The 21,762-nt window shown below is 58.7% G+C and carries 14 protein-coding genes; 5 read left to right on the top strand and 9 right to left on the bottom strand.

The features are described 5' to 3' along the window. Nucleotides 1-231: 231 nt before the first annotated feature. Nucleotides 232-1,614: a cysteine--tRNA ligase gene (gene cysS / locus ACP7B0_RS12830; protein WP_426141759.1), complete on the bottom strand. Its 1,383-nt coding sequence runs from the start codon at nt 1,612-1,614 to the stop codon at nt 232-234. Between the two features lie 9 nt (nt 1,615-1,623). Further along, entirely contained in the window at nt 1,624-3,318 is a 1,695-nt protein-coding gene (locus tag ACP7B0_RS12825; RefSeq protein ID WP_426141758.1) for a glutamine--tRNA ligase/YqeY domain fusion protein, read from the bottom strand. A 205-nt stretch (nt 3,319-3,523) separates the two neighbouring features. Between ACP7B0_RS12825 and ACP7B0_RS12820 the strand changes: the two genes are divergently transcribed. Then, nucleotides 3,524-4,027: a peptidylprolyl isomerase gene (locus tag ACP7B0_RS12820; protein ID WP_426141756.1), complete on the top strand. Its 504-nt coding sequence runs from the start codon at nt 3,524-3,526 to the stop codon at nt 4,025-4,027. After that, nucleotides 4,024-4,776, top strand: coding sequence for a UDP-2,3-diacylglucosamine diphosphatase (locus ACP7B0_RS12815; protein WP_426141754.1), 753 nt, complete (start codon nt 4,024-4,026; stop codon nt 4,774-4,776). Before ACP7B0_RS12820 ends, ACP7B0_RS12815 begins: the two co-directional genes overlap by 4 nt. 116 nt (nt 4,777-4,892) lie before the next feature. On the opposite strand, the gene ACP7B0_RS12810 is transcribed toward ACP7B0_RS12815, so the two are convergent. From ACP7B0_RS12810 to ACP7B0_RS12790, 5 genes are all read right to left on the bottom strand, one after another. Then, nucleotides 4,893-6,431 (bottom strand): DHA2 family efflux MFS transporter permease subunit, encoded by a 1,539-nt coding sequence (locus ACP7B0_RS12810; RefSeq protein ID WP_426141753.1) that lies wholly within the window; start codon nt 6,429-6,431, stop codon nt 4,893-4,895. A gap of 63 nt (nt 6,432-6,494) precedes the next feature. Continuing rightward, nucleotides 6,495-7,736 (bottom strand): HlyD family efflux transporter periplasmic adaptor subunit, encoded by a 1,242-nt coding sequence (locus tag ACP7B0_RS12805; protein ID WP_426141752.1) that lies wholly within the window; start codon nt 7,734-7,736, stop codon nt 6,495-6,497. Nucleotides 7,737-7,741: 5 nt separating this feature from the next. Then, nucleotides 7,742-9,229: an efflux transporter outer membrane subunit gene (locus tag ACP7B0_RS12800; protein WP_426141751.1), complete on the bottom strand. Its 1,488-nt coding sequence runs from the start codon at nt 9,227-9,229 to the stop codon at nt 7,742-7,744. Then, nucleotides 9,226-9,714, bottom strand: coding sequence for a MarR family winged helix-turn-helix transcriptional regulator (locus tag ACP7B0_RS12795; RefSeq protein WP_426141750.1), 489 nt, complete (start codon nt 9,712-9,714; stop codon nt 9,226-9,228). Before ACP7B0_RS12795 ends, ACP7B0_RS12800 begins: the two co-directional genes overlap by 4 nt. Nucleotides 9,715-9,854: 140 nt before the next feature. Continuing rightward, nucleotides 9,855-10,466, bottom strand: a complete 612-nt coding sequence (locus ACP7B0_RS12790; RefSeq protein WP_426141748.1) for a tRNA-(ms[2]io[6]A)-hydroxylase — start codon at nt 10,464-10,466, stop codon at nt 9,855-9,857. A gap of 150 nt (nt 10,467-10,616) precedes the next feature. On the opposite strand from ACP7B0_RS12790, the gene ACP7B0_RS12785 reads away from it, so the two are divergent. Next, entirely contained in the window at nt 10,617-11,483 is an 867-nt protein-coding gene (locus tag ACP7B0_RS12785; protein WP_426141747.1) for a universal stress protein, read from the top strand. A 137-nt stretch (nt 11,484-11,620) separates the two neighbouring features. Here ACP7B0_RS12785 and ACP7B0_RS12780 read toward each other — a convergent pair whose 3' ends face one another. Then, complete coding sequence (locus ACP7B0_RS12780; RefSeq protein WP_426141746.1) at nt 11,621-12,091, bottom strand: DUF1289 domain-containing protein; 471 nt, start codon at nt 12,089-12,091, stop codon at nt 11,621-11,623. A 392-nt stretch (nt 12,092-12,483) separates the two neighbouring features. Here ACP7B0_RS12780 and acnB point away from each other — a divergent pair, with 392 nt between their 5' ends. Both acnB and ACP7B0_RS12770 read left to right on the top strand, forming a co-directional pair. Beyond that, complete coding sequence (acnB, locus tag ACP7B0_RS12775; protein ID WP_426141745.1) at nt 12,484-15,093, top strand: bifunctional aconitate hydratase 2/2-methylisocitrate dehydratase; 2,610 nt, start codon at nt 12,484-12,486, stop codon at nt 15,091-15,093. A gap of 212 nt (nt 15,094-15,305) precedes the next feature. Continuing rightward, entirely contained in the window at nt 15,306-16,430 is a 1,125-nt protein-coding gene (locus ACP7B0_RS12770; RefSeq protein WP_426141744.1) for a hypothetical protein, read from the top strand. Between the two features lie 142 nt (nt 16,431-16,572). Here ACP7B0_RS12770 and ACP7B0_RS12765 read toward each other — a convergent pair whose 3' ends face one another. After that, complete coding sequence (locus tag ACP7B0_RS12765; protein WP_426141742.1) at nt 16,573-21,429, bottom strand: NAD-glutamate dehydrogenase; 4,857 nt, start codon at nt 21,427-21,429, stop codon at nt 16,573-16,575. Nucleotides 21,430-21,762 lie beyond the last annotated feature (333 nt).

Below are 21,762 nucleotides of genomic sequence, written 5' to 3'. Positions count from 1 at the left end.
GTTCACCTTCGCGCACATGCACAACACCGGAGCGAAGGAACCCCTGCGCAGCAGGGGCCGGACGTCAGCGCACAATGGTTTCCTCCTTTTGCCGAAACAAAAGGAGTCGACCGTCAGGGCGAAACCAGAATAAGCCGCGCCGCCAATGCTGTTGCCGCCCCCGATCCGAAACGCGCCACCCACCAGCAGAGATAAGCGCCTCCAGGAATCACCCCTTCAATAAACGGCCGCTCAATCCGCCAGACGCCAGGTCGTTGCGCCCTTTCCGTCTTCCAGCACCACGCCCATGGCGGTGAGCTGATCGCGGATGCGGTCGGATTCGGCCCAGTTCTTTGCAGCACGCGCAGCAAGCCGGGCTTCAATCAACGCTTCGACTTCTGCGGCATCAACCCGCCCTTCAGCGCCTGCACGCAGAAAGTCATCGGCTTCAAGCTGCAGAACGCCCAGCACACTGGCCAGTTCCTTCAAGCGCGCAGCCAACCCGGCAGCGGCAGCCAGATCTGTCTCACGCAGACGATTGATCTCCCGCACCATCTCGAACAGCACGGCGCAGGCTTCAGGCGTACCGAAGTCGTCGTTCATGGCTGCAGAGAAACGCTCGACGAACGCTTCGCCACCGGCAGGCTCGGCAACCGGCAACCCGCGCAGCGCGTGATAGAACCGCTCCAGCGCACTCTTAGCTTCTTTCAGGCTGTCTTCGGAGTAATTGATGGCGCTGCGGTAATGGCTCGACACCAGCAGATAACGCACCACTTCCGGTTGATACTTCTCCAGCACGTCGCGAATAGTGAAGAAGTTGTTCAAGGACTTGGACATCTTCTCGCCGTTGATGCGAATCATGCCGCAGTGCATCCAGGCATTGGCGTAGGTCTTGCCGGTCGCCGCTTCACTCTGGGCGATTTCGTTTTCATGGTGCGGAAACTCAAGGTCACTGCCACCGCCATGGATATCGAAGGTCTCACCCAGGCAGCAGGTGGACATTACCGAGCATTCGATGTGCCAGCCCGGACGCCCGGCGCCCCACGGCGATTCCCAACTCGGTTCACCCGGCTTGACGCCTTTCCAGAGCACGAAATCCAGCGGGTCGTCCTTGGACTCATCCACTTCAATCCGGGCGCCAATGCGCAAGTCTTCGATCTTCTTGCGCGACAGCTTGCCGTACCCCAGGAACTTGCCGACGCGGTAATACACGTCGCCATTACCCGGCGCATAGGCATAACCCTTGTCGATCAGGGTCTGGATCATGGCGTGCATGCCAGCGATATGATCAGTCGCACGCGGCTCCATGTCTGGCGGCAGGATATTCAGCCGCGCTTCGTCCTCATGCATTGCATCAATCATGCGTGCGGTCAGGGCATCGAAGCTTTCGCCGTTGTCGCGGGCGCGGTTGATGATCTTGTCGTCGATGTCGGTGATGTTGCGCACATACGTCAGGTCATAGCCGCTGAAACGCAGCCAGCGCGTGACCAGGTCGAACGCCACCATGCTGCGGCCATGGCCAAGGTGGCAGTAGTCGTAAACGGTCATCCCGCAGACGTACATGCGCACCTTGTTGCCATCCAGCGGCTTGAAGACTTCTTTGCTCTTGGTGAGCGTGTTGTAGATTGAAAGCACTTAGGCTCCTTAAGTCCACGAATCGCGTAGCGTCACAGTCCGGTTAAAGATGGGTTGACCGGGTTTGGAGTCCTTGATGTCCGCACAGAAGTAACCTTCGCGTTCGAACTGGAAACGGTCTTCCGGTTGCGCGTGCCCCAATGACGGTTCGGCGCGACAGCCGGTCAGCACTTTCAGGGACTCGGGATTGATGTTGTCCAGGAACGTGGCGCCGTCTTCGGTTTTTTCCGGGTTCGGGGAGCGGAACAGGCGGTCATACAGACGCACTTCGCACTCAACGCTTTGTGCTGCCGGCACCCAATGCACAACACCTTTGACCTTGCGGCCTTCAGGGTTTTTGCCCAGCGTTTGCGGGTCATACGAGCAACGCAGCTCGACGATGTTGCCGTCGGCATCCTTGATCGCTTCATCGGCACGAATCACATAGCTGCCGCGCAGACGCACTTCGCCGTTGGGCTCAAGGCGCTTATAGCCTTTTGGCGGCTCTTCCATGTAATCGTCACGGTCGATGTAGATTTCCCGGGAGAATGGCAGCTCGCGCACGCCGAGGTCTTCTTTGGGGTGACGCGGCAGTTCCAGCGTCTCGACCTGACCTTCCGGGTAGTTGGTGATCACGACTTTCAGCGGACGCAGTACGCACATCGCGCGCGGCGCGCTGTGGTCCAGATCGTCACGGATGCTGAATTCAAGCATGCCGAAATCCACCACGCCGTCAGAACGGTTGGTACCGATCATCTCGCAGAAGTTGCGAATCGAAGCGGGCGTGTAGCCGCGACGACGGAAACCCGAAATCGTCGACATGCGCGGATCGTCCCAACCGGACACGTGCTGCTCGTCCACCAGTTGCTTCAACTTGCGTTTGCTGGTGATGGTGTAGTTCAGGTTCAGACGCGAGAATTCGTACTGCCGAGGGTGGCAAGGTACTGGCAGATTATCCAGAAACCAGTCGTACAGCGGACGATGGCTTTCGAATTCCAGGGTGCAGATCGAGTGCGTGATGCCTTCGATGGCGTCCGACTGACCATGGGTAAAGTCATAGATCGGATAAATGCACCACTTGTCGCCGGTCTGGTGGTGGTGAGCATGACGAATGCGATACAGGATCGGGTCGCGCAGGTTCATGTTGGGCGAAGCCATGTCGATTTTCGCGCGCAACACACGAGCGCCATCCTCGAACTCACCGGCTTTCATCCGGGCGAACAGGTCCAGGTTTTCCTCGACACTGCGCTCACGATACGGGCTGTTCTTGCCCGGCTCGGTCAGAGTGCCGCGGTATTCGCGGGCCTGCTCGGGGGTCAGATCGTCGACGTAAGCCTTGCCCGACTTGATCAGCTCGACTGCCCAGTCGTGCAATTGGTCGAAGTATTGCGAGGCATAACGCACTTCACCGGACCATTCAAAGCCCAGCCACTTGACGTCATTTTCGATGGCGTCGATGTATTCCTGGTCTTCCTTGGCCGGGTTCGTGTCGTCAAAACGCAAATGCGTGACGCCGCCAAACTCCTTGGCGAGCCCGAAATTCACGCAGATCGACTTGGCGTGGCCGATGTGCAGATAACCGTTGGGCTCAGGCGGAAAGCGCGTGACGATCCTGGTGTGCTTGCCGGCATCCAGGTCAGCCTGAACAATGGTGCGCAGGAAATTGGTCGGAACAGCAGGGCCTGCCTTTGAATTCGCAGCGGGGTCTTGAGTGGGCTTGCTCATAGGATCCTTGGACAATACAAGTGCGCGGCCAGGGTAGGCCGACTAAATCAAAGCGCCTATCATAGCCGATGCTGTCAAGTAGCTAATAGCGCCCATACCAAAACCTTCGCGTTAAAAACTCGACTGAATTATGTAACGACCTCTGTAAACTGCGCGTCAGGGTCATATCGCGCCCCATTCACGAATCAAAAAGAGCGACTTTTCCATGTCCAAAGTAAAACTGACTACTAACCACGGCGACATCGTTTTGCAGCTCAATGCTGAGAAAGCACCGCTGACCGTTGCCAACTTCATCGAATACGTCAACGCGGGCCACTACGAAAACACCGTTTTCCACCGTGTGATCGGCAACTTCATGATTCAGGGCGGCGGTTTCGAACCTGGCATGAAAGAAAAGAAAGACAAGCGTCCAAGCATCCAGAACGAAGCCGACAACGGCCTGCCGAACGACAAGTACACGGTTGCCATGGCGCGTACCATGGAGCCGCATTCGGCGTCCGCACAATTCTTCATCAACGTGGGCGACAACAGCTTCCTGAATCACAGCGCCAAGACCACACAAGGCTGGGGTTATGCGGTGTTCGGTAAAGTGGTTGAAGGCATGGACGTGGTCGACAAGATCAAGGGCGTCGCCACCACCAGCAAATCCGGTCATCAAGACGTACCGGCCGAAGACGTGATCATCGAGAAAGCCGAGATCGTTGAGTGATATTGCTGATCTCCGATCTGCATCTTGAGGAGGAGCGCCCGGACATCACCCGGGCGTTTCTGGATCTGCTCGCCGGCCGCGCCCGCGCTGCGCAGGCGTTGTATATCCTCGGGGATTTTTTCGAAGCCTGGATCGGTGACGACGCCATGTCACCGTTCCAGCGCTCGATCTGCCTGGCACTGCGCGAGCTAAGCGAAAGCGGTACGCAAATATTCCTGATGCATGGCAACCGCGACTTCATGATCGGCCGCGCCTTTTGCAAGGCGGCGGGCTGCACACTATTGCGCGACCCGAGCGTCGTCCAGATGAATGGCGAGCCCGTGCTGCTGATGCATGGCGACAGTCTGTGCACGCGCGATGAAGCCTACATGCGCATGCGCCGTATCCTACGCAACCCGTTGACCTTATGGGTGTTGCGCAATCTCCCCAAGAGCACCCGTAACAAACTCGCACGCAAATTGCGCAGCGAAAGCCGGGCCCAGACCCGCATGAAAACCAACGACATCGTTGACGTCACGCCTGAAGAAGTCCCGAAGGTCATGACTCAATACGGTGTACGAACCCTGATCCACGGCCACACCCATCGGCCGGCGATCCACAAACTGCAAATCGGCAAAGACGCCGCCCGACGTATCGTTCTGGGTGACTGGGACAAACAGGGCTGGGCGTTGCAGGTCGACGAACAAGGCTTTGCGCTGAATGCGTTTGATTTTGTGGCGGAGCCAGTGCTGGCACCCCTGCCGGATTGATGATCCGTTGGAGCGAGGCTTGCCCGCGAAGAACGATGACGCGGTGCACCTGTTGAACCGCGTTGCCTGATTCGCGGGCAAAACGGAACTCCGCCCGGTCGCTCCAACAAGCATTATCAATGCCCTCCCCCGGCCGCCGGCCCAGCCTTGGCGGCAAATGGCGGTTTGGCCAGCCACACCAGCAGGATCAGCCCCATGAACACCCACCCCAGTAAGTAAAAGTAATCCACCGTGGACATCATGTAGGCCTGGCTATTGAGGGTTTGCTCCAGTTGCGCGTAAGCCTGCGGGCCCGCGCCACCCAAGTGGTTCAGGGCATCTCGGGTGGCCGGGTCGTAAGTGCTGAGGTTCTCACTCAAGTAAGCATGATGCTCCTCCGCCCGGCGAATCCAGATCCAGCTCGTCAGTGACGCGGCAAAGCTGCCACCCAGCGTGCGCAGAAAGGTTGCCAGCCCGGAACCGTCGGCGATTTGATGAGGCGGCAGGTCTGACAACAGGATGCTCAGGGTCGGCATGAAGAACAACGCAACCCCGGCCCCCATGAACAGTTGCACCAGGGCGATGTGCGTGAAATCCACTTCGTTGGTGAAACCGGCGCGCATGAAGCAACTGGCCCCGATAGCCAGAAATGAAAGACCCGCCAGCAAGCGCAGGTCAAACTTGTGCGCATACTTGCCGACGAAGGGCGACATCAGCACCGGCAGGATGCCAATCGGCGCCACCGCCAGGCCCGCATAAGTGGCGGTGTACCCCATTTGCGTCTGCAGCCATTGGGGCAATATCAGATTAATGCCGAAGAAACCGGAATAACCGCCCACCAGCACCAGGGTGCCGATACGGAAATTACGGAACGCGAACAGGCGCAGGTTGACGACGGGATGCTTGTCGGTCATTTCCCAGATCACGAACACCGTCAGAGCGATGGCAGAGATGACAGAACCGATGATGATGAAGTTCGATTCGAACCAGTCCAGATCATTGCCCTTGTCGAGCACAATCTGCAACGCGCCAACCCCAATGATCAACGTCAGCAATCCAACGTAATCCATGGGCTGATAGCTGGTTTCGACCGGACGCTTGGCCAGTTGCGCGCGCACGACCAGCGCGGCGAACAGACCAATCGGGATATTAATAAAGAAGATCCACGGCCAACTGTAGCTGTCGGTGATCCAGCCGCCGAGAATCGGCCCGGCAATGGGCGCGACTACCGTGACCATCGCCAGCAATGCCAGTGCCATCCCCCGTTTGGCGGGAGGATAGACCGCAATCAGCAAGGTTTGCGCCATTGGGTACAGCGGCCCGGCAACGATGCCTTGCAACACACGAAATCCCACCAGCTCAGGCATCGACTGGGAAATCCCGCACAGAAACGAGGCGATCACGAACAAAATCGTCGCCCACAGAAACAGTTTGACCTCACCTACCCGACGACTGAGCCAGCCCGTCAGCGGCAAGGCGATTGCGTTGCTGACAGCAAACGAGGTGATGACCCAGGTGCCCTGCTCCGAACTGACGCCCAGGTTACCCGAGATGGTCGGCAAGGCGACGTTGGCGATGGTGGTGTCCAGCACCTGCATGAACGTCGCCAGAGACAAACCAATGGTGCACAGCAGCAGGCTGGGCGGTGTAAATGAAGCGGGGGCGTTGGCGCTCATCGCGAATCCCTGAAAGCTATGGCGACGCCTCGGCCTGACTGGCCGAGGCTACGGAGGGGCGGGTCAGCGCTGAGCAGTCTTGCCGCTCGCCGCCGCAGCGCTGTTTTCCTGGATCACACGCGCGATCATCGCGTCAGCCTCAGCCAGTTGTTTCTCATACACCGTGGTGCTGAACGGCGCTTTTTTCGGTGGCTGCTGGGCCAGGACGGGACCGCTCTGGTCGTGCAGGTCAACATCAACCACTGTGGAAAGGCCGATACGCAACGGATGTTGGGCCAACTCATCAGGATTGATATGAACGCGCACAGGCACGCGCTGAACGATTTTGATCCAGTTACCCGTGGCGTTTTGCGCAGGCAGCAGTGCAAAGGCACTGCCGGTGCCCGCGCCCAGACTGTCGATGGTGCCGCTGTATTTCACATCGCTTCCGTACAGATCGGACTCGATCTCAACGGGCTGGCCGATGCGCATTTTGCCCAGTTGGGTCTCCTTGAAGTTGGCGTCGATCCACAGCTGATCCAGCGGGATGACCGCCATCAGTGCCGTCCCCGGCTGGACACGTTGGCCCAACTGCACGGAGCGCTTCGCGACATAGCCGGTCACGGGAGCAATCAGCGTGTTGCGGGCGTTGGCCAGATACGCCTGACGCAGTTGCGCGGCGGCGGCTTTCACATCCGGGTGCGACGAAACCTCGGTGTCATCTACCAGGGCCACGCTGCTGGCCAATTGTTGCTGCAGATTGCTCAGAGCACTTTGCGCGCTGGTCAGATCGTCCTGAGCATGAGAAAGCTCTTCCAGGGAAATCGCCCCGCCCGCCGCAAGATTTTTCCGCCGACTGTAATTGTCCTGCGCCTTTTTCACTTCAGCGCGTTGCGCGGCCAGTTGGGCCTTCATGCCGTCCACATTGCTGTACAGGCCACGCACCTGGCGCACGGTCTTGGCCAGATTGGCTTCGGCACTTTGCAGGCCGACTTCGGCGTCGCTCGGGTCAAACCTGAGCAGCACCTGACCTTCCCGAACCAGATCACCATCATCAGCGCCAATGCTGATGACTGTACCGGTGACCAACGGGGTGATTTCCACGACGTTACCGTTCACATAGGCATCGTCAGTGCTCTCGCTCCAGCGGCCGTACAGTTCGTACCAGCCCCAAATGCCCAGTCCGCCCAGCACCACAAGCACCAGAACCCCCAGCAGCAGAAGCTTGCGCTTGCGTGGGTTGCTGTCTTTTTTACCCTCTTGGGGCGTGGCGTCGGGAGACAGTTTTTTTGAATCAGCAGTGTTTTCGCTAGCGGCAGCAGCCATGACGATTACCTTGAGTTAGTCAGCGACGCAGTTGAACCCGTAGCCGGATCGGTTGATTCAGAAGGACCTTGCCCCTCAAAACCGCCGCCCAGGGCCTGCATCAGTTGGATCGACAGATCGATTCGCTCGGCGTTGAGATCGGCCAGTTGGCGTTGGGATTGCAGCAGTTGCTGTTCGATGGTCAGCACATCCACATAATTGCCAATGCCCGAGCCATAACGCTGCACGGCGGTGTCGAACGATTGCTGGATAACATCGGTCGCGTGCTGCCGAGCCTGAATCTGGCCCTCCATGTCCCGCAGTTGACCGATGTCGTCGCTCACGTCGCCCAAGGCCCGGATCAGGCTCTTGTTGTATTGCGCCACGGCCAGATCGTAATCGGCGTCCCGGGCATCCAGGTCAGCACGCAACCGCCCACCATCAAACAGCGGCAGGGAAAGGGTCGGGGCAATATTGAAGAAGCGACTGGTCGCACCAAACAGCGCATCACCCACCAACGACTCGGTGCCCGCCGCAGCACTGAGGTTCAGGTTCGGGTAGAACCGGGTCTTGCCTGCCACGATATTCTTGCTCGCGGCCTCCACCCGCCACCGGGCCGCGACGATGTCCGGGCGGCGCCCCAGCAGTTCGGCGGGCAGTGAAGAGGGCAACGCCACCACGGCGGGCTTGAGTACATTGGGCCGAACGAGCGCTTCGCCTCGGTCCGGGCCTTTGCCCAGTAACACCGCCAGGGCAATTTTCGCGCTGCGCAAACGCTTGTCAGCGTCGATCACCTGCTCCTGAGAGCTCGCTTCCAGGCTTTCGGTCTGTTGGTATTGATAGTGGCTGTCGATTCCGGATCGCAGACGGCGACCGCCCAGCTCCAGCAATTGTCGGGTGCGCTTGAGGTCCTGGGCCGCCAGGTCATGAACCACATAAGCCTGAGCCAGATCGCTGTAAGCCCGCGCCACATCTGCCGCCAGGGTCAATTGCGCAGCCTGCTGATCGATCTCGGCAGCACGGGCCTCACCCAGCGCGGCTTCCCAGGCGGCGCGCTGTCCGCCCCACAGATCGAAGCCGTAATCAAAACTGACGCCCAGGCTGCGCACGGTGCTGTAACGATCCCCTTCACCGAGCGGGTCCTGATCCCGCGCCAGACGAGAACGGCTGATGCCGGCGTTGGCGTCGAGGGTCGGCATCCGCGCAGCATCGGCGGCATAGGCCGTGGCCAAGGCTTGATGGGTACGTGCGCTGGCAACCTGCATGTCCGGGCTGTCACGCAACGCTTCGGCGATCAAGCCATCGAGCTGCGTATCGCCGAGGCTCTTCCACCAGTCGCTCTTGGGCCATGCAGCCGGGGACAGCGTGATGCCCTGCAGATTGTGTTTCGCCTGAAGGCTTGTGGCATCAAGGCTTTTACCTTCAGTCACCAGACCGCTGTAATTGGCGCAGCCGGCAAGGCTCAGGGCAAGCAGCAACAGGCTATGACGCACCTGCAAAAGAGTGCCATTCATTTCGCACCTGTCTTTATGAAACTCAAACGAGTGATGGTGATGTGGTCGTTGGCATCGACCAGCACCTTGCTCAGGATCCGCTCCAGGCTGGCCACCTCTTGCGCATCCAGAACACCGAGCAATTGGTTCATCGCATCGGCGCCGATCTGCGGCATGCAATCAGTGATGGCCTGGCCCTCGGCGGTCAATGCCAGGTGGACCTGACGACGATCAACAGCCGAGCGCGTGCGTTTGATCAGCTGCTTTTGCTCCAGACGATCCAGCATGCGGGTCATCGAACCGCTGTCCAGCGACAGATGCCGACACAACTCGGCAGGTGTATCGGCACCGAACTGGGCAACGATGATCAGCACTTTGAACTGTGAAGAAGTGACCCCATAGGGCACCAACTGCTGGTCGAGCATGCGGTCTTTGAGCACATTGGTTCGGCCGATCAGCATGGCCAGGATGGTCGATTGCGGGTTGTCCGGACCGAAATGTTTCATGAATCCACCAAATTAGCTGCCTAGGCAGAGAGTTCAGCGATATTACTGCTTAGGCAGCTAATGTCCAGACTTTTGTTAGCTTGCTTGCTATCTGGATGAAAAAAAGCGTCCGAAGACGCTTTTTTTGTGAAAGGGGAGCGTCAGGCCAGCGCAGGCACGCCACTGTGAAAACGAAACTCTTCATCCGGACTTTCGATCAACTCCCGTTCGGCCAGAAGAATTTCCTGAATCTTGGCCTCGACATCGGCCTGGGTCCCGTAGGTATGGGCCAGTTTCAGATAGTCCTGAAAATGCCGGGCTTCTGACTTGAGCAGGCTGCCGTAGAACCTGGCCAGTTCTTCGTCCAGATGCGGGACCAACGCCGCAAAACGCTCGCAGGAACGCGCCTCGACCACGGCACCGACAATCAGCGCATCGGTCAGACGGTACGGATTGTGGTTGCGCACCAATTTGCGCAAGGCTCCGGCATAACGCGCCGAGCTGATGTTGACCAGCGGAATTGCTCGTTTCCTGATGATACTGATGACTTGTTCGAAATGACGCAGCTCTTCCCGGGCCAGCCGGGACATCTTGCTCAGCAGGTCGAACTTGTCGTTGTACTGGAACATGAACTGAAATGCCGCTCCAGCCGCCTTCTTTTCGTTGTTCGCATGGTCGATCAACAGGATGTCCAGATTGCACAGAGCAGCCTGGACCCAGCTGTCGGGGGTGCGGCAGAGCAGAAAGGCTTCAATTTCAGGAATCGGATACATAAGTTCACGGATGGCCGGTGGGCGAAGCCCGGCATTATACGAGGGCCACCGAACTCCCGCGATAGAAATGAAATGACCTGAATCAACGCGTGAATCCGAGCAGTGCAACTATAGTGATCTGGTTGCCTATGCAGCCGGGAGATCCAACTCATGCAAGCGATTCGCAGCATCTTAGTGGTTATCGAGCCCAACCACGCCGACAGCCTGGCGCTCAAGCGAGCGCGCCTGATTGCGGGCATGACCCAGGCGCATTTGCACCTGCTGATTTGCGATAGAAAGAAGCGCTCCCATACCGAGCAGCTCGTCGAACTCAAGCGAAGTCTGCATGACGAAGGCTTCAGTGCCACCGGCGAACAGGCGTGGGACGAAAACCTGCACAACACCATCATTCAGGTTCAACAGGCCGAAGGCTGCGGGCTGGTGATCAAGCAGCACTTTCCTGACAACCCCCTGAAGAAAGCGCTGCTGACGCCCGAAGACTGGAAACTGCTGCGTCTGTGCCCAAGCCCGGTGCTGATGGTCAAGACCGATAAGCCGTGGGTTAACGGCGTGGTCCTGGCGGCCGTTGATGTGGGGAACACTGATGACGAACACCGCGCCCTGCATTTCGACATCATTGATCGCGGCTATGACATCGCGGCCCTGGCCAAAGCCAGATTGCACGTGATCGCTGCGCACCCGTCGCCCATGCTGTCAGCGGCGGACCCGGTATTCCAGCTCAAGGAAACCATCGAAGCCCGTTATCGCGAGCAGTGCCAGGCCTTTCAGACCGAGTTCGATATTGATGACGACCATTTGCACATCGCCGAAGGACCGGCTGACGTGCTGATCCCGTTCACCGCCCGTCAGCTGGGTGCGGCCGTCACGGTTATTGGCACCGTGGCGCGCACCGGGATTTCAGGCGCGCTGATCGGCAATACCGCCGAGGTGGTACTGGATTCACTGGAAAGCGACGTGCTGGTGCTCAAGACCGAAGAAATCATCGAGCATCTGGAAGAGGTTTGGGTGAAGGGTTGAAGCCGGGGACCCAAGTCTGTGGGTCAACCTGTTGCGAGGGTTGCCCGCGAAGGCGTCATTTCACGCACTACACAGGGCGACAGGAATAGCGATTCGCGGGCAAGTCGGAATCGCCGCCCGCTCGCTCCAGCAAATGCCTACCCCGCAAACGCATCCTTCAGAAATCCCGGCGCGATGTAGCGCTCGTAATGGGCCTCGGAAAGCAGGAAAAACTCCCGATCAATCGCGTCGCGCAGGTCCGGCAGCGGCCAGTCACGAAACTCCGGCATCAAGACCAGTCCGTAGGCTTCGATCGTGGAGATCACCCGCGCACCCCGGGCGATCAATTGGTAGGCCCAGCAATATTCGGACTGATTGGGCACGAAGCGAATCTTGCGCTGCACCAGTTGCTGGCGCAGTTTCTCGGCGTCGAACACTTCGAGCTTGGCGGTCATGACCTGCACCAGCAACTGCTCCAGGCGCAACCACACCGCACGCTTTTCAGCCTCGTTATAGCCGTTCCAGTTGATCACTTCATGGTGGAAACGCTTACAGCCACGACAGACCAGATCCCCGTAAACGGTGGAGCACAGGCCGACGCAGGGCGTTTTGATGATTTGATTGGGCATGGCAAAGAGGACGGCAGCAGGCGAAACAAGCCCGCATGTTAGCCCTTTGTCTAACAAGGGTCACCCCCGAACGTGTAGGGCTTAACTTACCTTTAGCAAAGTTTTCCCGTAGAATCAGCGAGCCTTTTAAGGCGCCAATGTCCGTTGGAAGCTGTTTTCAAAGCGTCACGAGCACAGTCAAGTAACCCCGCAGTCCGGTGTTGACGCAGATTTCAAGCCCTCGTCAACACTCATCAGCCGTCCTGCAGGCGTAAAACTTTGAAAACAGCTTCTGTAAGGAATTGCCGATCACCCTGGCCAAGGAACTCCAAAAGTTTCGTCGTGCAGGTCTCGGGCAATTTCTGGATGAGCGTCCCGGACACCCATTTGGGACCACTGATGAGGGTAATACTGTGCTTGAAGCCTACCGTAAACACATCGAAGAGCGTGCCGCCCAGGGTATCGTGCCCCAGCCGCTTAACGCCGAACAAACTGCAGGCCTGATCGAGCTGCTAAAGAATCCCCCGGCTGGCGAAGAAGCTTTCCTTGTCGACCTGATCACCAACCGCGTTCCACCAGGCGTTGACGAAGCTGCCTACGTCAAGGCCGGTTTCCTGTCTGCCCTGGCCAAGGGCGAAGCCACTTCCCCGCTGATCGACAAAAAGCGCGCCGTTGAATTGCTCGGCACCATGCAGGGCGGCTACAACATCGTCACGCTGGTCGACCTGCTGGACGACGCCACGCTCGCGCCGGTTGCCGCCAAAGAACTCAAGCACACGCTGCTGATGTTCGACGCGTTTCACGATGTCGCTGAAAAAGCCAAAAACGGTAACGCTCACGCCAAGGAAGTCCTGCAATCCTGGGCTGACGGCGAGTGGTTCCAGAAGCGTCCGACCCTGGCCGACAAGATCAGCCTGCGCGTTTTCAAGGTGACGGGCGAAACCAACACCGACGACCTGTCCCCTGCCCCGGATGCCTGGTCCCGTCCTGACATCCCGCTGCACGCCCTGGCCATGCTGAAAATGGCCCGTGACGGTATCGTACCGGACGTTCAAGGCTCCATCGGCCCGATGAAGCAGATCGAAGAAATGCGCAGCCAGGGCTTCCCGATTGCCTATGTGGGCGACGTGGTGGGTACCGGTTCTTCGCGTAAATCCGCGACCAACTCGGTGCTGTGGTTCTTCGGCGACGACGTTCCTTACGTGCCGAACAAGCGTGCCGGCGGTTTCTGCTTCGGCAGCAAAATCGCTCCGATCTTCTACAACACCATGGAAGATGCGGGCGCACTGCCGATCGAGTTCGACGTGACCAACATGAACATGGGCGACGTGATCGACCTGTACCCTCATGCTGGCAAAGTCTGCAAACACGGCACCGACGAAGTCCTGACCACCTTCGAAATGAAGACGCCGGTCCTGTTGGACGAAGTACGTGCCGGCGGCCGTATCCCGCTGATCATCGGCCGCGGCCTGACCGAAAAAGCCCGTGCTGAACTGGGTCTGCCACCATCGACACTGTTCAAGCTGCCTGAGCCACCGGCCGAAAGCGACAAGGGTTACACCCTGGCGCAGAAAATGGTCGGGAAAGCGTGCGGCCTGCCGGAAGGCAAAGGCGTTCGCCCAGGCACCTACTGCGAACCGAAGATGACCACCGTGGGTTCCCAGGACACCACTGGTCCGATGACCCGCGACGAACTGAAAGACCTGGCTTGCCTGGGTTTCTCGACCGATCTGGTCATGCAGTCCTTCTGCCACACCGCTGCGTATCCAAAGCCGATCGACGTCACCACGCACCACACGCTGCCTGACTTCATCATGACCCGCGGCGGCGTTTCCCTGCGTCCGGGCGACGGCATCATCCACAGCTGGCTGAACCGCATGCTGCTGCCGGACACCGTCGGCACCGGTGGCGACTCCCACACACGCTTCCCGATGGGCATTTCGTTCCCGGCCGGTTCCGGTCTGGTTGCGTTCGCCGCGGCCACCGGCGTCATGCCGCTGGACATGCCGGAATCGATCCTGGTCCGTTTCAAGGGCAAGATGCAACCTGGCATTACCCTGCGCGACCTGGTTCACGCCATTCCTTACTTCGCGATTCAGGCTGGCCTGCTGACCGTAGAGAAGAAAGGCAAGAAGAACGCATTCTCCGGCCGCATCCTGGAAATCGAAGGCCTGGACGACCTGAGCATCGAGCAGGCATTCGAACTGTCCGACGCCTCGGCCGAGCGCTCCGCTGCCGGTTGCACCATCAAACTGTCGAAAGAGTCCATCAGCGAGTACCTGAAGTCCAACATCACCTTGCTGCGCTGGATGATCGGCGAAGGCTACGGCGATGCACGGACCCTGGAACGTCGTGCCCAGGCGATGGAAGCCTGGGTTGCCAATCCGGAACTCATGGTGGCGGATGCGGACGCGGAATACGCCGAAATCATCGAAATCGACCTGGCCGACGTCAAAGAGCCTGTGCTCTGCGCGCCGAACGACCCGGATGATGCCCGTCTGCTGTCCAGCGTTGCCGGCGAGAAAATCGACGAAGTGTTCATCGGTTCCTGCATGACCAACATCGGCCACTTCCGCGCTGCGGGCAAGTTGCTGGATCAGGTCAAAGGGCAACTGCCGACACGTCTGTGGCTGTCGCCGCCGACCAAGATGGACGCTCACCAGTTGACCGAAGAAGGCTACTACGGCATCTACGGCAAGGCTGGCGCACGTATGGAAATGCCGGGCTGCTCGCTGTGCATGGGTAACCAGGCACGTGTTGAGCCGAACTCGACGGTTGTTTCGACGTCGACCCGTAACTTCCCGAACCGTCTGGGTGACGGCGCGAACGTCTACCTGGCTTCGGCCGAACTGGCGTCCGTGGCTTCGATCCTGGGTCGTTTGCCGACGGTTGAAGAGTACATGGGCTACGCGAACCAGATCGACACCATGGCAGCGGACGTGTACCGCTACCTGAGCTTCGATCAGATCGCCGAGTTCCGCGAAGCCGCAGCGAATGCCAATATCCCGGTCATTCAAGCGTAATAGCGAAACACCGCGCTAAAAGAACCCCGTCCTTGTGACGGGGTTTTTTATTGCCCGAATACCGAGGTTAGCCTGTGAGCCGCACCTGTCGAAATCAAGGAATGTCGGGTTATCGCCAAACAATATCGTCCCTTGGCGTTTCGAGGGCCAAGCTAAAAGCTGGACGGTTGTCCTGGAGATGAGTCCGTACACTGACACAGGGAACGTGAACAATGGAAAAACGCTCGATTTTACTGGCGTGTCTCGGCATCGCGCTGGGTGGCGGGCAACCTGCTGCGCAGGCGACTCAGAGCCTGTTTCGCAGCCTCGACGTCGACAGCGCGTTCGTGGACCGGAAACTCCATGACAATCCGGTCTACAGGAGCATCGTCTACGATCAGGCCACCGATGCAGCCCTGCTGATCACTCGTCAGCCCGGTGTAAACCTGAACAGCAACGAACCCCTGATTTTTCCGTTGGAGCCCACCTTGAATGTGAAGGTCCAACTGCACGACTCCAGCTCCCCGCAAACCGGTCTTGCCGTGTGGACCGGCTCGATACCCGACAGCTCCCTTGGCCTGGACGACCCCGACAATTCCATTCTTATGGTGGAGCACGCCAAGGTGTTGATGGGCTCTTTGCGCTACAAAGGCCAGCTTTACCAGATCACACCCATCAATGAAAAAATCCATGCGGTGGTCAAGGTCAACGAACACAGGCTACAGGACGCATCCGGGCTTCAGCCCACAACGATCAGCAACGGGAATTGCTCGATGGACAATTTGCCCACGGAAATCGAGATCAACGTCTTGCTGGTCCTGACCCGCCAGAGCAAGGCCGCCCTTCTGGACCCTGTCGCCACATTCGGCTTGATGCTGGCGGAGGCCAACCAGGGATTTGGCCGCAGCCAGTTACCCATCACCCTGAAGTCTGGCGGGATACTCTCACTAAGCCACAACGAGAGCCCTGCGCAAAACACACCGGACATCATGCTTGACCTGTTGACGAAGACTTCGGAAGGTATCGGCAAGGAAGTACTGGCCCGGCGCTTCAGCAACGCCGCAGACCAGGCCACGCTGCTTTTTGCAAAAAACAGCTCAACCGACTCAGCCAAAGCGGTCCCGTCCAGCGCCAGAGAGGATTCCCTCGCCGTGATCAAAAGCGCTTATGCGACCGGCACTGGCCTGTTTGCACGGTCTATCGGGCGCAATCTGGGTGCCTATCATCAACTGGCTAACGCTGAACAAAAACCTGATTTTTTGAATGGCCAGCCTCGTCATCCCGACAGCGTTGCGCAAGACTGCGACAGAACTCGCCTGTTGGTAAAAGCCAGGGAGATGCAGGATTTCTTCCCCTGATGCGTAATCATTTACCTCTACAGCAACTCGAAAAACACTCGTTCAACATCCGTCAAAACTGACATCTGGCGCATGAAACCTGCCCATAAAAAAACCCTGCATCTTGCGATGCAGGGTTTTTCATGACGACCGTTTCAAACCATCAAACCGTGATGGTTTGTCCGCTCATGGCCAGGTCCAGCAACTCACGGTTGGCCACCGCGTACATGGCGTAATCCGTGCCGCTCGCCGCACGGATGTCCACCAGCATGGCGCGCCAGCGTTCGACCATGGACCTGTGCTGTTCCAGCCACAACGTCAGACGCTCTTCGACGTCCGCAGGACCGTCCGGCATCTGCAGAACCGACACGGTAATCGCCCGCTGCTGCCAGTCGATGTCATCACGGAACGCTTCACGGGCCAAGGCCTGCCAGTTGTTTTCCACCGGCAGGTTGCTGATCTGTTGCAAGTACCAGGTCACGTCCAGCGCGCTGCCCACCGCGAAGTAAACCTTCGCCACATCGGCAGCGTTCTGCCCGGTGACGTCAGACGCTTCGATGATCGGCAATAGCGTGTACAGGTGACTGGTGCCCGCGACCATGCGCGCCAGCAATTCCGGCACACCGGCTTCGACATAAGCCTGATAGCGGGTTTGCCAGACTTCGCGGGTCGGGCCTTCCAGCAGCTCGTCGAGTTTCAGCCCCAGCGCTGCGATGTGCGGACCGAAGTGCGCCACGTCACGACCGGCGTCCAGCTCGTTGCGACGGCTGCGCAGGAACCAGCGGGTGGCACGGCGCCCCAGACGCATCAGTTCGTCCATCAAGGCAAGCTGGATCTCGGCCGAAACCTTGTAATCCAGGGCTTCAATCTGCCGGAACCAGTGCGGCAGATGAAAGATGTCCCGCACGATCACGTAAGCGCCCGCCACGTTGGCCGCACTCATGCCGGTGGACTCTCTGAGTCGCTGCACGAACGTGATACCCATATGGTTGACCAGATCGTTGGCGATCTGGGTGCTGACGATTTCGCGCTTGAGGCGATGCTGACGCATGGCATCGGAAAACTTGGCGGCTAGAGACGGCGGGAACGCCGTTTCCATGTCACGCGCCAGATAGTCATCATCCGGGACGCGGGATTCCAGCAGCGCTTCCTTGAGGTCGATCTTGCTGTAAGAGATCAATACCGACAGCTCAGGCCGGGTCAAGCCCTTGCCATCCGCGATACGCTCGGTCAGTTGCTCTTCCGCAGGCAGGAACTCAATGGCGCGGTCCAGCTTGCCACGCGCTTCCAGATCACTCATCAGGCGCTTGTATTCGGCAATACGCTCATAAGCGCGACGCGTGGCCAGGGACAACGCCTGGGTCTGCTTGTAGTTGTTGCCCAACACCAGATGGCCGACTTCATCGGTCATGCTTTCCAGCAACTGGTTGCGCTGCTTTTCAGTCATGTCGCCAGCCTGCACCACTTCATTGAGCAGGATTTTGATGTTCACTTCGTGGTCGGAGCAGTCAACGCCGCCGGCGTTGTCAATGAAGTCGGTGTTGGAACCGCCGCCATTGAGACCGAACTCCACACGACCCAACTGGGTCATGCCCAGGTTGCCGCCCTCGCCCACGACTTTACAGCGCAGCTCGTTGCCATTGACCCGCAGCGCGTCGTTGGCCTTGTCGCCCACATCGGCGTGGCTCTCGTGGCTGGACTTGACGTAAGTGCCAATACCGCCGTTCCACAGCAGATCAACCGGGGCCTTGAGCAGCGCATTGAGCAGCTCCGTCGGCGTCAGTTTGTCGGCCTTGATATCGAAGCGCGCTTTCATCTCGGGGCTGATGGCGATGCTTTTCGCGCTACGCGGGAAGATACCGCCGCCCACGGACATGATGCTGGTGTCGTAGTCGGTCCAGGCCGAACGCGGCAGGTTGAACAAACGCTGACGCTCGGCAAAACTGCTGGCCGGCTCAGGGTTCGGATCAATGAAGATGTGCAAATGGTTGAAAGCCGCGACCAGTTGCAGTTTGTCGGACATCAGCAAGCCGTTACCAAACACATCGCCGGCCATGTCGCCAATGCCGATGACGCTGATGCTGTCCTGCTGGACATTGATATCGCGCTCACGGAAATGACGCTGTACGCCGACCCATGCGCCCTTGGCGGTGATGCCCATTTTCTTGTGGTCATAACCGGCCGAGCCGCCGGAAGCGAACGCATCGCCTAGCCAGAAGCCGTAATCGATGGCGATACTGTTGGCGATGTCGGAGAAGGTCGCCGTGCCTTTATCGGCCGCCACTACGAGGTAAGGGTCATCGCCGTCATGACGCACAACGTTGACCGGCGGCACCAGCGCGCCTTCCTTGAGGTTATCGGTGATGTCCAGCAAGCCTGAGATGAAGATGCGATAGCAGGCAATGCCCTCGGCCTGGATTTCGTCGCGACTGCCGCCCAGTGGCAAGCGGCGCGGCAGAAAACCGCCCTTGGCGCCCACCGGCACAATCACCGAGTTCTTCACCTGCTGGGCTTTTACCAGACCCAGCACTTCGGTGCGGTAATCCTCTTCACGATCGGACCAGCGCAGACCGCCACGCGCCACGTTACCGAAGCGCAGATGCACGCCTTCAACACGCGGCGAATAAACGAAGATTTCGAACTTGGGCACCGGCTTGGGCAGTTCGGGAATCTGCCGAGGGTTGAACTTGAAGCTGAAGTAGCTCTTGCTCTGGCCGTTGGCGTCGGTCTGGTAGAAGTTGGTGCGCTGGGTTGCCTTGATCAGGTCCAGATAACGACGCAGGATACGGTCTTCGTTCAGCACCTGAACATCGTCCAGTGCCGCCAGAATCGCCTGTTCCAGGCGCTGCTGCTTGTCGTCCAGATCGTCAGCGGTGAGTTTGCGCGCCAGATAGAAACGGGTTTTGAACAACCGCGTCAGTTCACGGGCAATATCGGTGTGGTTGTTCAGCGTCGCCGCGATATACCCCAGGTCGAAACCCAGGCGAATCTGTTTCAGATAACGCGCGTAAGCGCGCAGCAGCGCCACGTCACGCCATGGCAAACCGGCGGTCAACACCAGACGGTTGAACGCATCGTTCTCGGCTTCGCCACGCACGATGTGGACGAAGGCGTCCTGCAGGGTGTCATTGAGCTGCTGGATGTCCAGGCTCAGACCTTCGCCATAGGTGAAGGCGAAATCGTGAATCCAGAACTCACGGCCATTGCTGTGATGCAGGCGATACGGGAATTCGCCCAGCACACGCAAACCGAGGTTTTCCAGAATCGGCAGCACATCGGACAGCGCCAGCGGCGTATCGGCGTGGTACAGCTTGCAATGCAGCTGTTGTTTGCCGCCGGTCAGCGGCTGATAAAAGCTCATCACCAACGGGTTGGTTTCGCTCAGGCTCAACAGGTGCTGCATGTCGACCACAGCCGAATGCGCCGCGAAACGCTCGCGATAACCTGCCGGGAAGCCTTTCGGGAAATCCGCCAGCACATTGGTGCCATGGGCTTCGCCGAAGCTCTCCACCACCAGACTGGCGTAATCGTCCTTCCACGAACGGCAGGCCTGGATGACTTCGTTTTCCAGTTGCACCGGATCGATGTTGAGGTTGACCTTGGGGTCGACCCGCAGGATCAACTGCACACGCGCCAGCACGGATTCAGAGAAGAACGTCCAGAACTCGCAGTCGCTCGCTTTCAGGCGATCCATCAGCACTTGCTGGATTTTCTGCCGCACTTCGGTGGAGTACACATCACGCGGCACATACGCCAGGCAATAGCAGAAGCGGCCATACGGGTCTTTGCGCAGGAACACGCGAATCTTGTTGCGCTCCTGGATCTGCACGATGGACATCACCGTGGTGAACAGTTCGTCTACCGGGGTCTGGAACAGGTCGTCACGGGGCAAGACTTCAACCACCTGAGCCAGTTCCTTGCCCAGGTGAGCCTTGGCGTCGAAACCGGAACGGCGCTCGACTTCCGCGACCTTGCGGCGAATGTAGGGAATTTCTCGAACGCTTTCGCCATACACCGAGGACGTGTACAGCCCCATGAAGCGGCATTCCTTGATGACCTTGCCGCTGGCATCGATCTGGCGGATCGACACGTAATCAGGGTAAGCAGGACGATGCACACGGCTCGGATGGGCCGCCTTGGCGAACGACAACAGCATCGGCTCATGCAGGTAGTTCACCGCATAGCCTTCAATGTGCAGGTCTTCTTCGGTCAGGCCGGCGCGCAGGCGCTTGGTCAGGCCCAGGAACGAGGACTCGTCATAAATCAACTGGCCGCCATCGGCTTCGCCGCGCACCTGGAATTCTTCGTAGCCCAGGAACGTGAAGTGGTTGTTCACCAGCCACTGCAAAAATGCCTTGATCTCGGACTTTTCACCTTCGTCGACGCCATATTGCACGTCATCGATGCCCGCCAGCAGCTCGTTGAGCTTGGCCTTCATCGGTTCGAAATCTTCTACCGCAACCCGCACTTCAGTCAGCACCTGCTCCAGTTCGCGAGCCAGCACATTCAACTCGCCGGCGTTGGCGCAGCGGTCGATTTCCAGGTACATCAGCGACTCTTGCAGCACGTCTTCGCCGGTGGTGCCTTTGGGCAACAGCTCCAGCAACTCACCTTTACCGCCACGACGCACACTCAACACGGTGGTCTGCAGGGTATGGATGCTGTAGCCGCGACGGTTCAGCTCGGTGCGCACCGAGTCCACCAGGAACGGCAGGTCGTGATGCAACACTTCGACCGCTGTGTGTGTCGATTGCCAGCCATGACGCTCGTAGTCAGGGTTGTAGACCCGCACTTGAGGCTGGGCGTGTTCGAAACGCTCAAGCAAACGCCAGGCAGAGAGTGTGCAACCGACCAGATCGGAAAGCCGACGCTGGGTCAGCTCGTCCAGGGAAATGATGCCGAAGAATTGCTCGGCAAACAGCGCCACTTGTGGCAGTGCCTGTTCGCTGATGTGCTGCGCCAGTGCCGCTTGCAGTTGATGCTGGAAGTCGGGCTTGCTGGCTGCGGTGAAGAACGCCATCTGTGGTACTCCGCTTTGGCTTTTATAAGGAGGAAGCTGGATGGTTATGTCGCGGACCATGCTGTGCCTTGGGGTAACGGGCAGAACAGCAAAGCATGGCTGAGTGTAAAGCTAAAGAACTAACGCTTGCGATGTGCGACTCGTCACATCGAAATGCCCAAATCCGTGCAATAAAAGTCGACGCATGTTGCAGGACTCATCTCATCGTCATTGATATGGCAGCCAGCTTAACGACAGCGGGCGAACAACTGCTTGCAAAGCTGCGACATATTCAGTCATCCGCTAGCGCAGCCTCGTTGCGATTGGCCAGCAAAGTTTGGCAGAGGCTGGCAA

It is taken from the genome of Pseudomonas sp. DWP3-1-2, from assembly GCF_049896285.1.
GTDB lineage: Bacteria > Pseudomonadota > Gammaproteobacteria > Pseudomonadales > Pseudomonadaceae > Aquipseudomonas.
This window is presented reverse-complemented; position numbering and strand designations above follow the sequence as displayed.

What these genes read in the sequence shown, in the direction of transcription:
- ACP7B0_RS12765 (WP_426141742.1), bottom strand. Translation starts at nt 21,429, where the DNA reads ATGGCGTTCTTCACCGCAGCCAGCAAGCCCGACTTCCAGCATCAACTG.
- ACP7B0_RS12820 (WP_426141756.1), top strand. Translation starts at nt 3,524, where the DNA reads ATGTCCAAAGTAAAACTGACTACTAACCACGGCGACATCGTTTTGCAG.
- ACP7B0_RS12785 (WP_426141747.1), top strand. Translation starts at nt 10,617, where the DNA reads ATGCAAGCGATTCGCAGCATCTTAGTGGTTATCGAGCCCAACCACGCC.
- ACP7B0_RS12810 (WP_426141753.1), bottom strand. Translation starts at nt 6,431, where the DNA reads ATGAGCGCCAACGCCCCCGCTTCATTTACACCGCCCAGCCTGCTGCTG.
- ACP7B0_RS12770 (WP_426141744.1), top strand. Translation starts at nt 15,306, where the DNA reads ATGGAAAAACGCTCGATTTTACTGGCGTGTCTCGGCATCGCGCTGGGT.
- ACP7B0_RS12795 (WP_426141750.1), bottom strand. Translation starts at nt 9,714, where the DNA reads ATGAAACATTTCGGTCCGGACAACCCGCAATCGACCATCCTGGCCATG.
- ACP7B0_RS12825 (WP_426141758.1), bottom strand. Translation starts at nt 3,318, where the DNA reads ATGAGCAAGCCCACTCAAGACCCCGCTGCGAATTCAAAGGCAGGCCCT.
- ACP7B0_RS12805 (WP_426141752.1), bottom strand. Translation starts at nt 7,736, where the DNA reads ATGGCTGCTGCCGCTAGCGAAAACACTGCTGATTCAAAAAAACTGTCT.
- ACP7B0_RS12780 (WP_426141746.1), bottom strand. Translation starts at nt 12,091, where the DNA reads ATGCCCAATCAAATCATCAAAACGCCCTGCGTCGGCCTGTGCTCCACC.
- ACP7B0_RS12800 (WP_426141751.1), bottom strand. Translation starts at nt 9,229, where the DNA reads ATGAATGGCACTCTTTTGCAGGTGCGTCATAGCCTGTTGCTGCTTGCC.
- ACP7B0_RS12790 (WP_426141748.1), bottom strand. Translation starts at nt 10,466, where the DNA reads ATGTATCCGATTCCTGAAATTGAAGCCTTTCTGCTCTGCCGCACCCCC.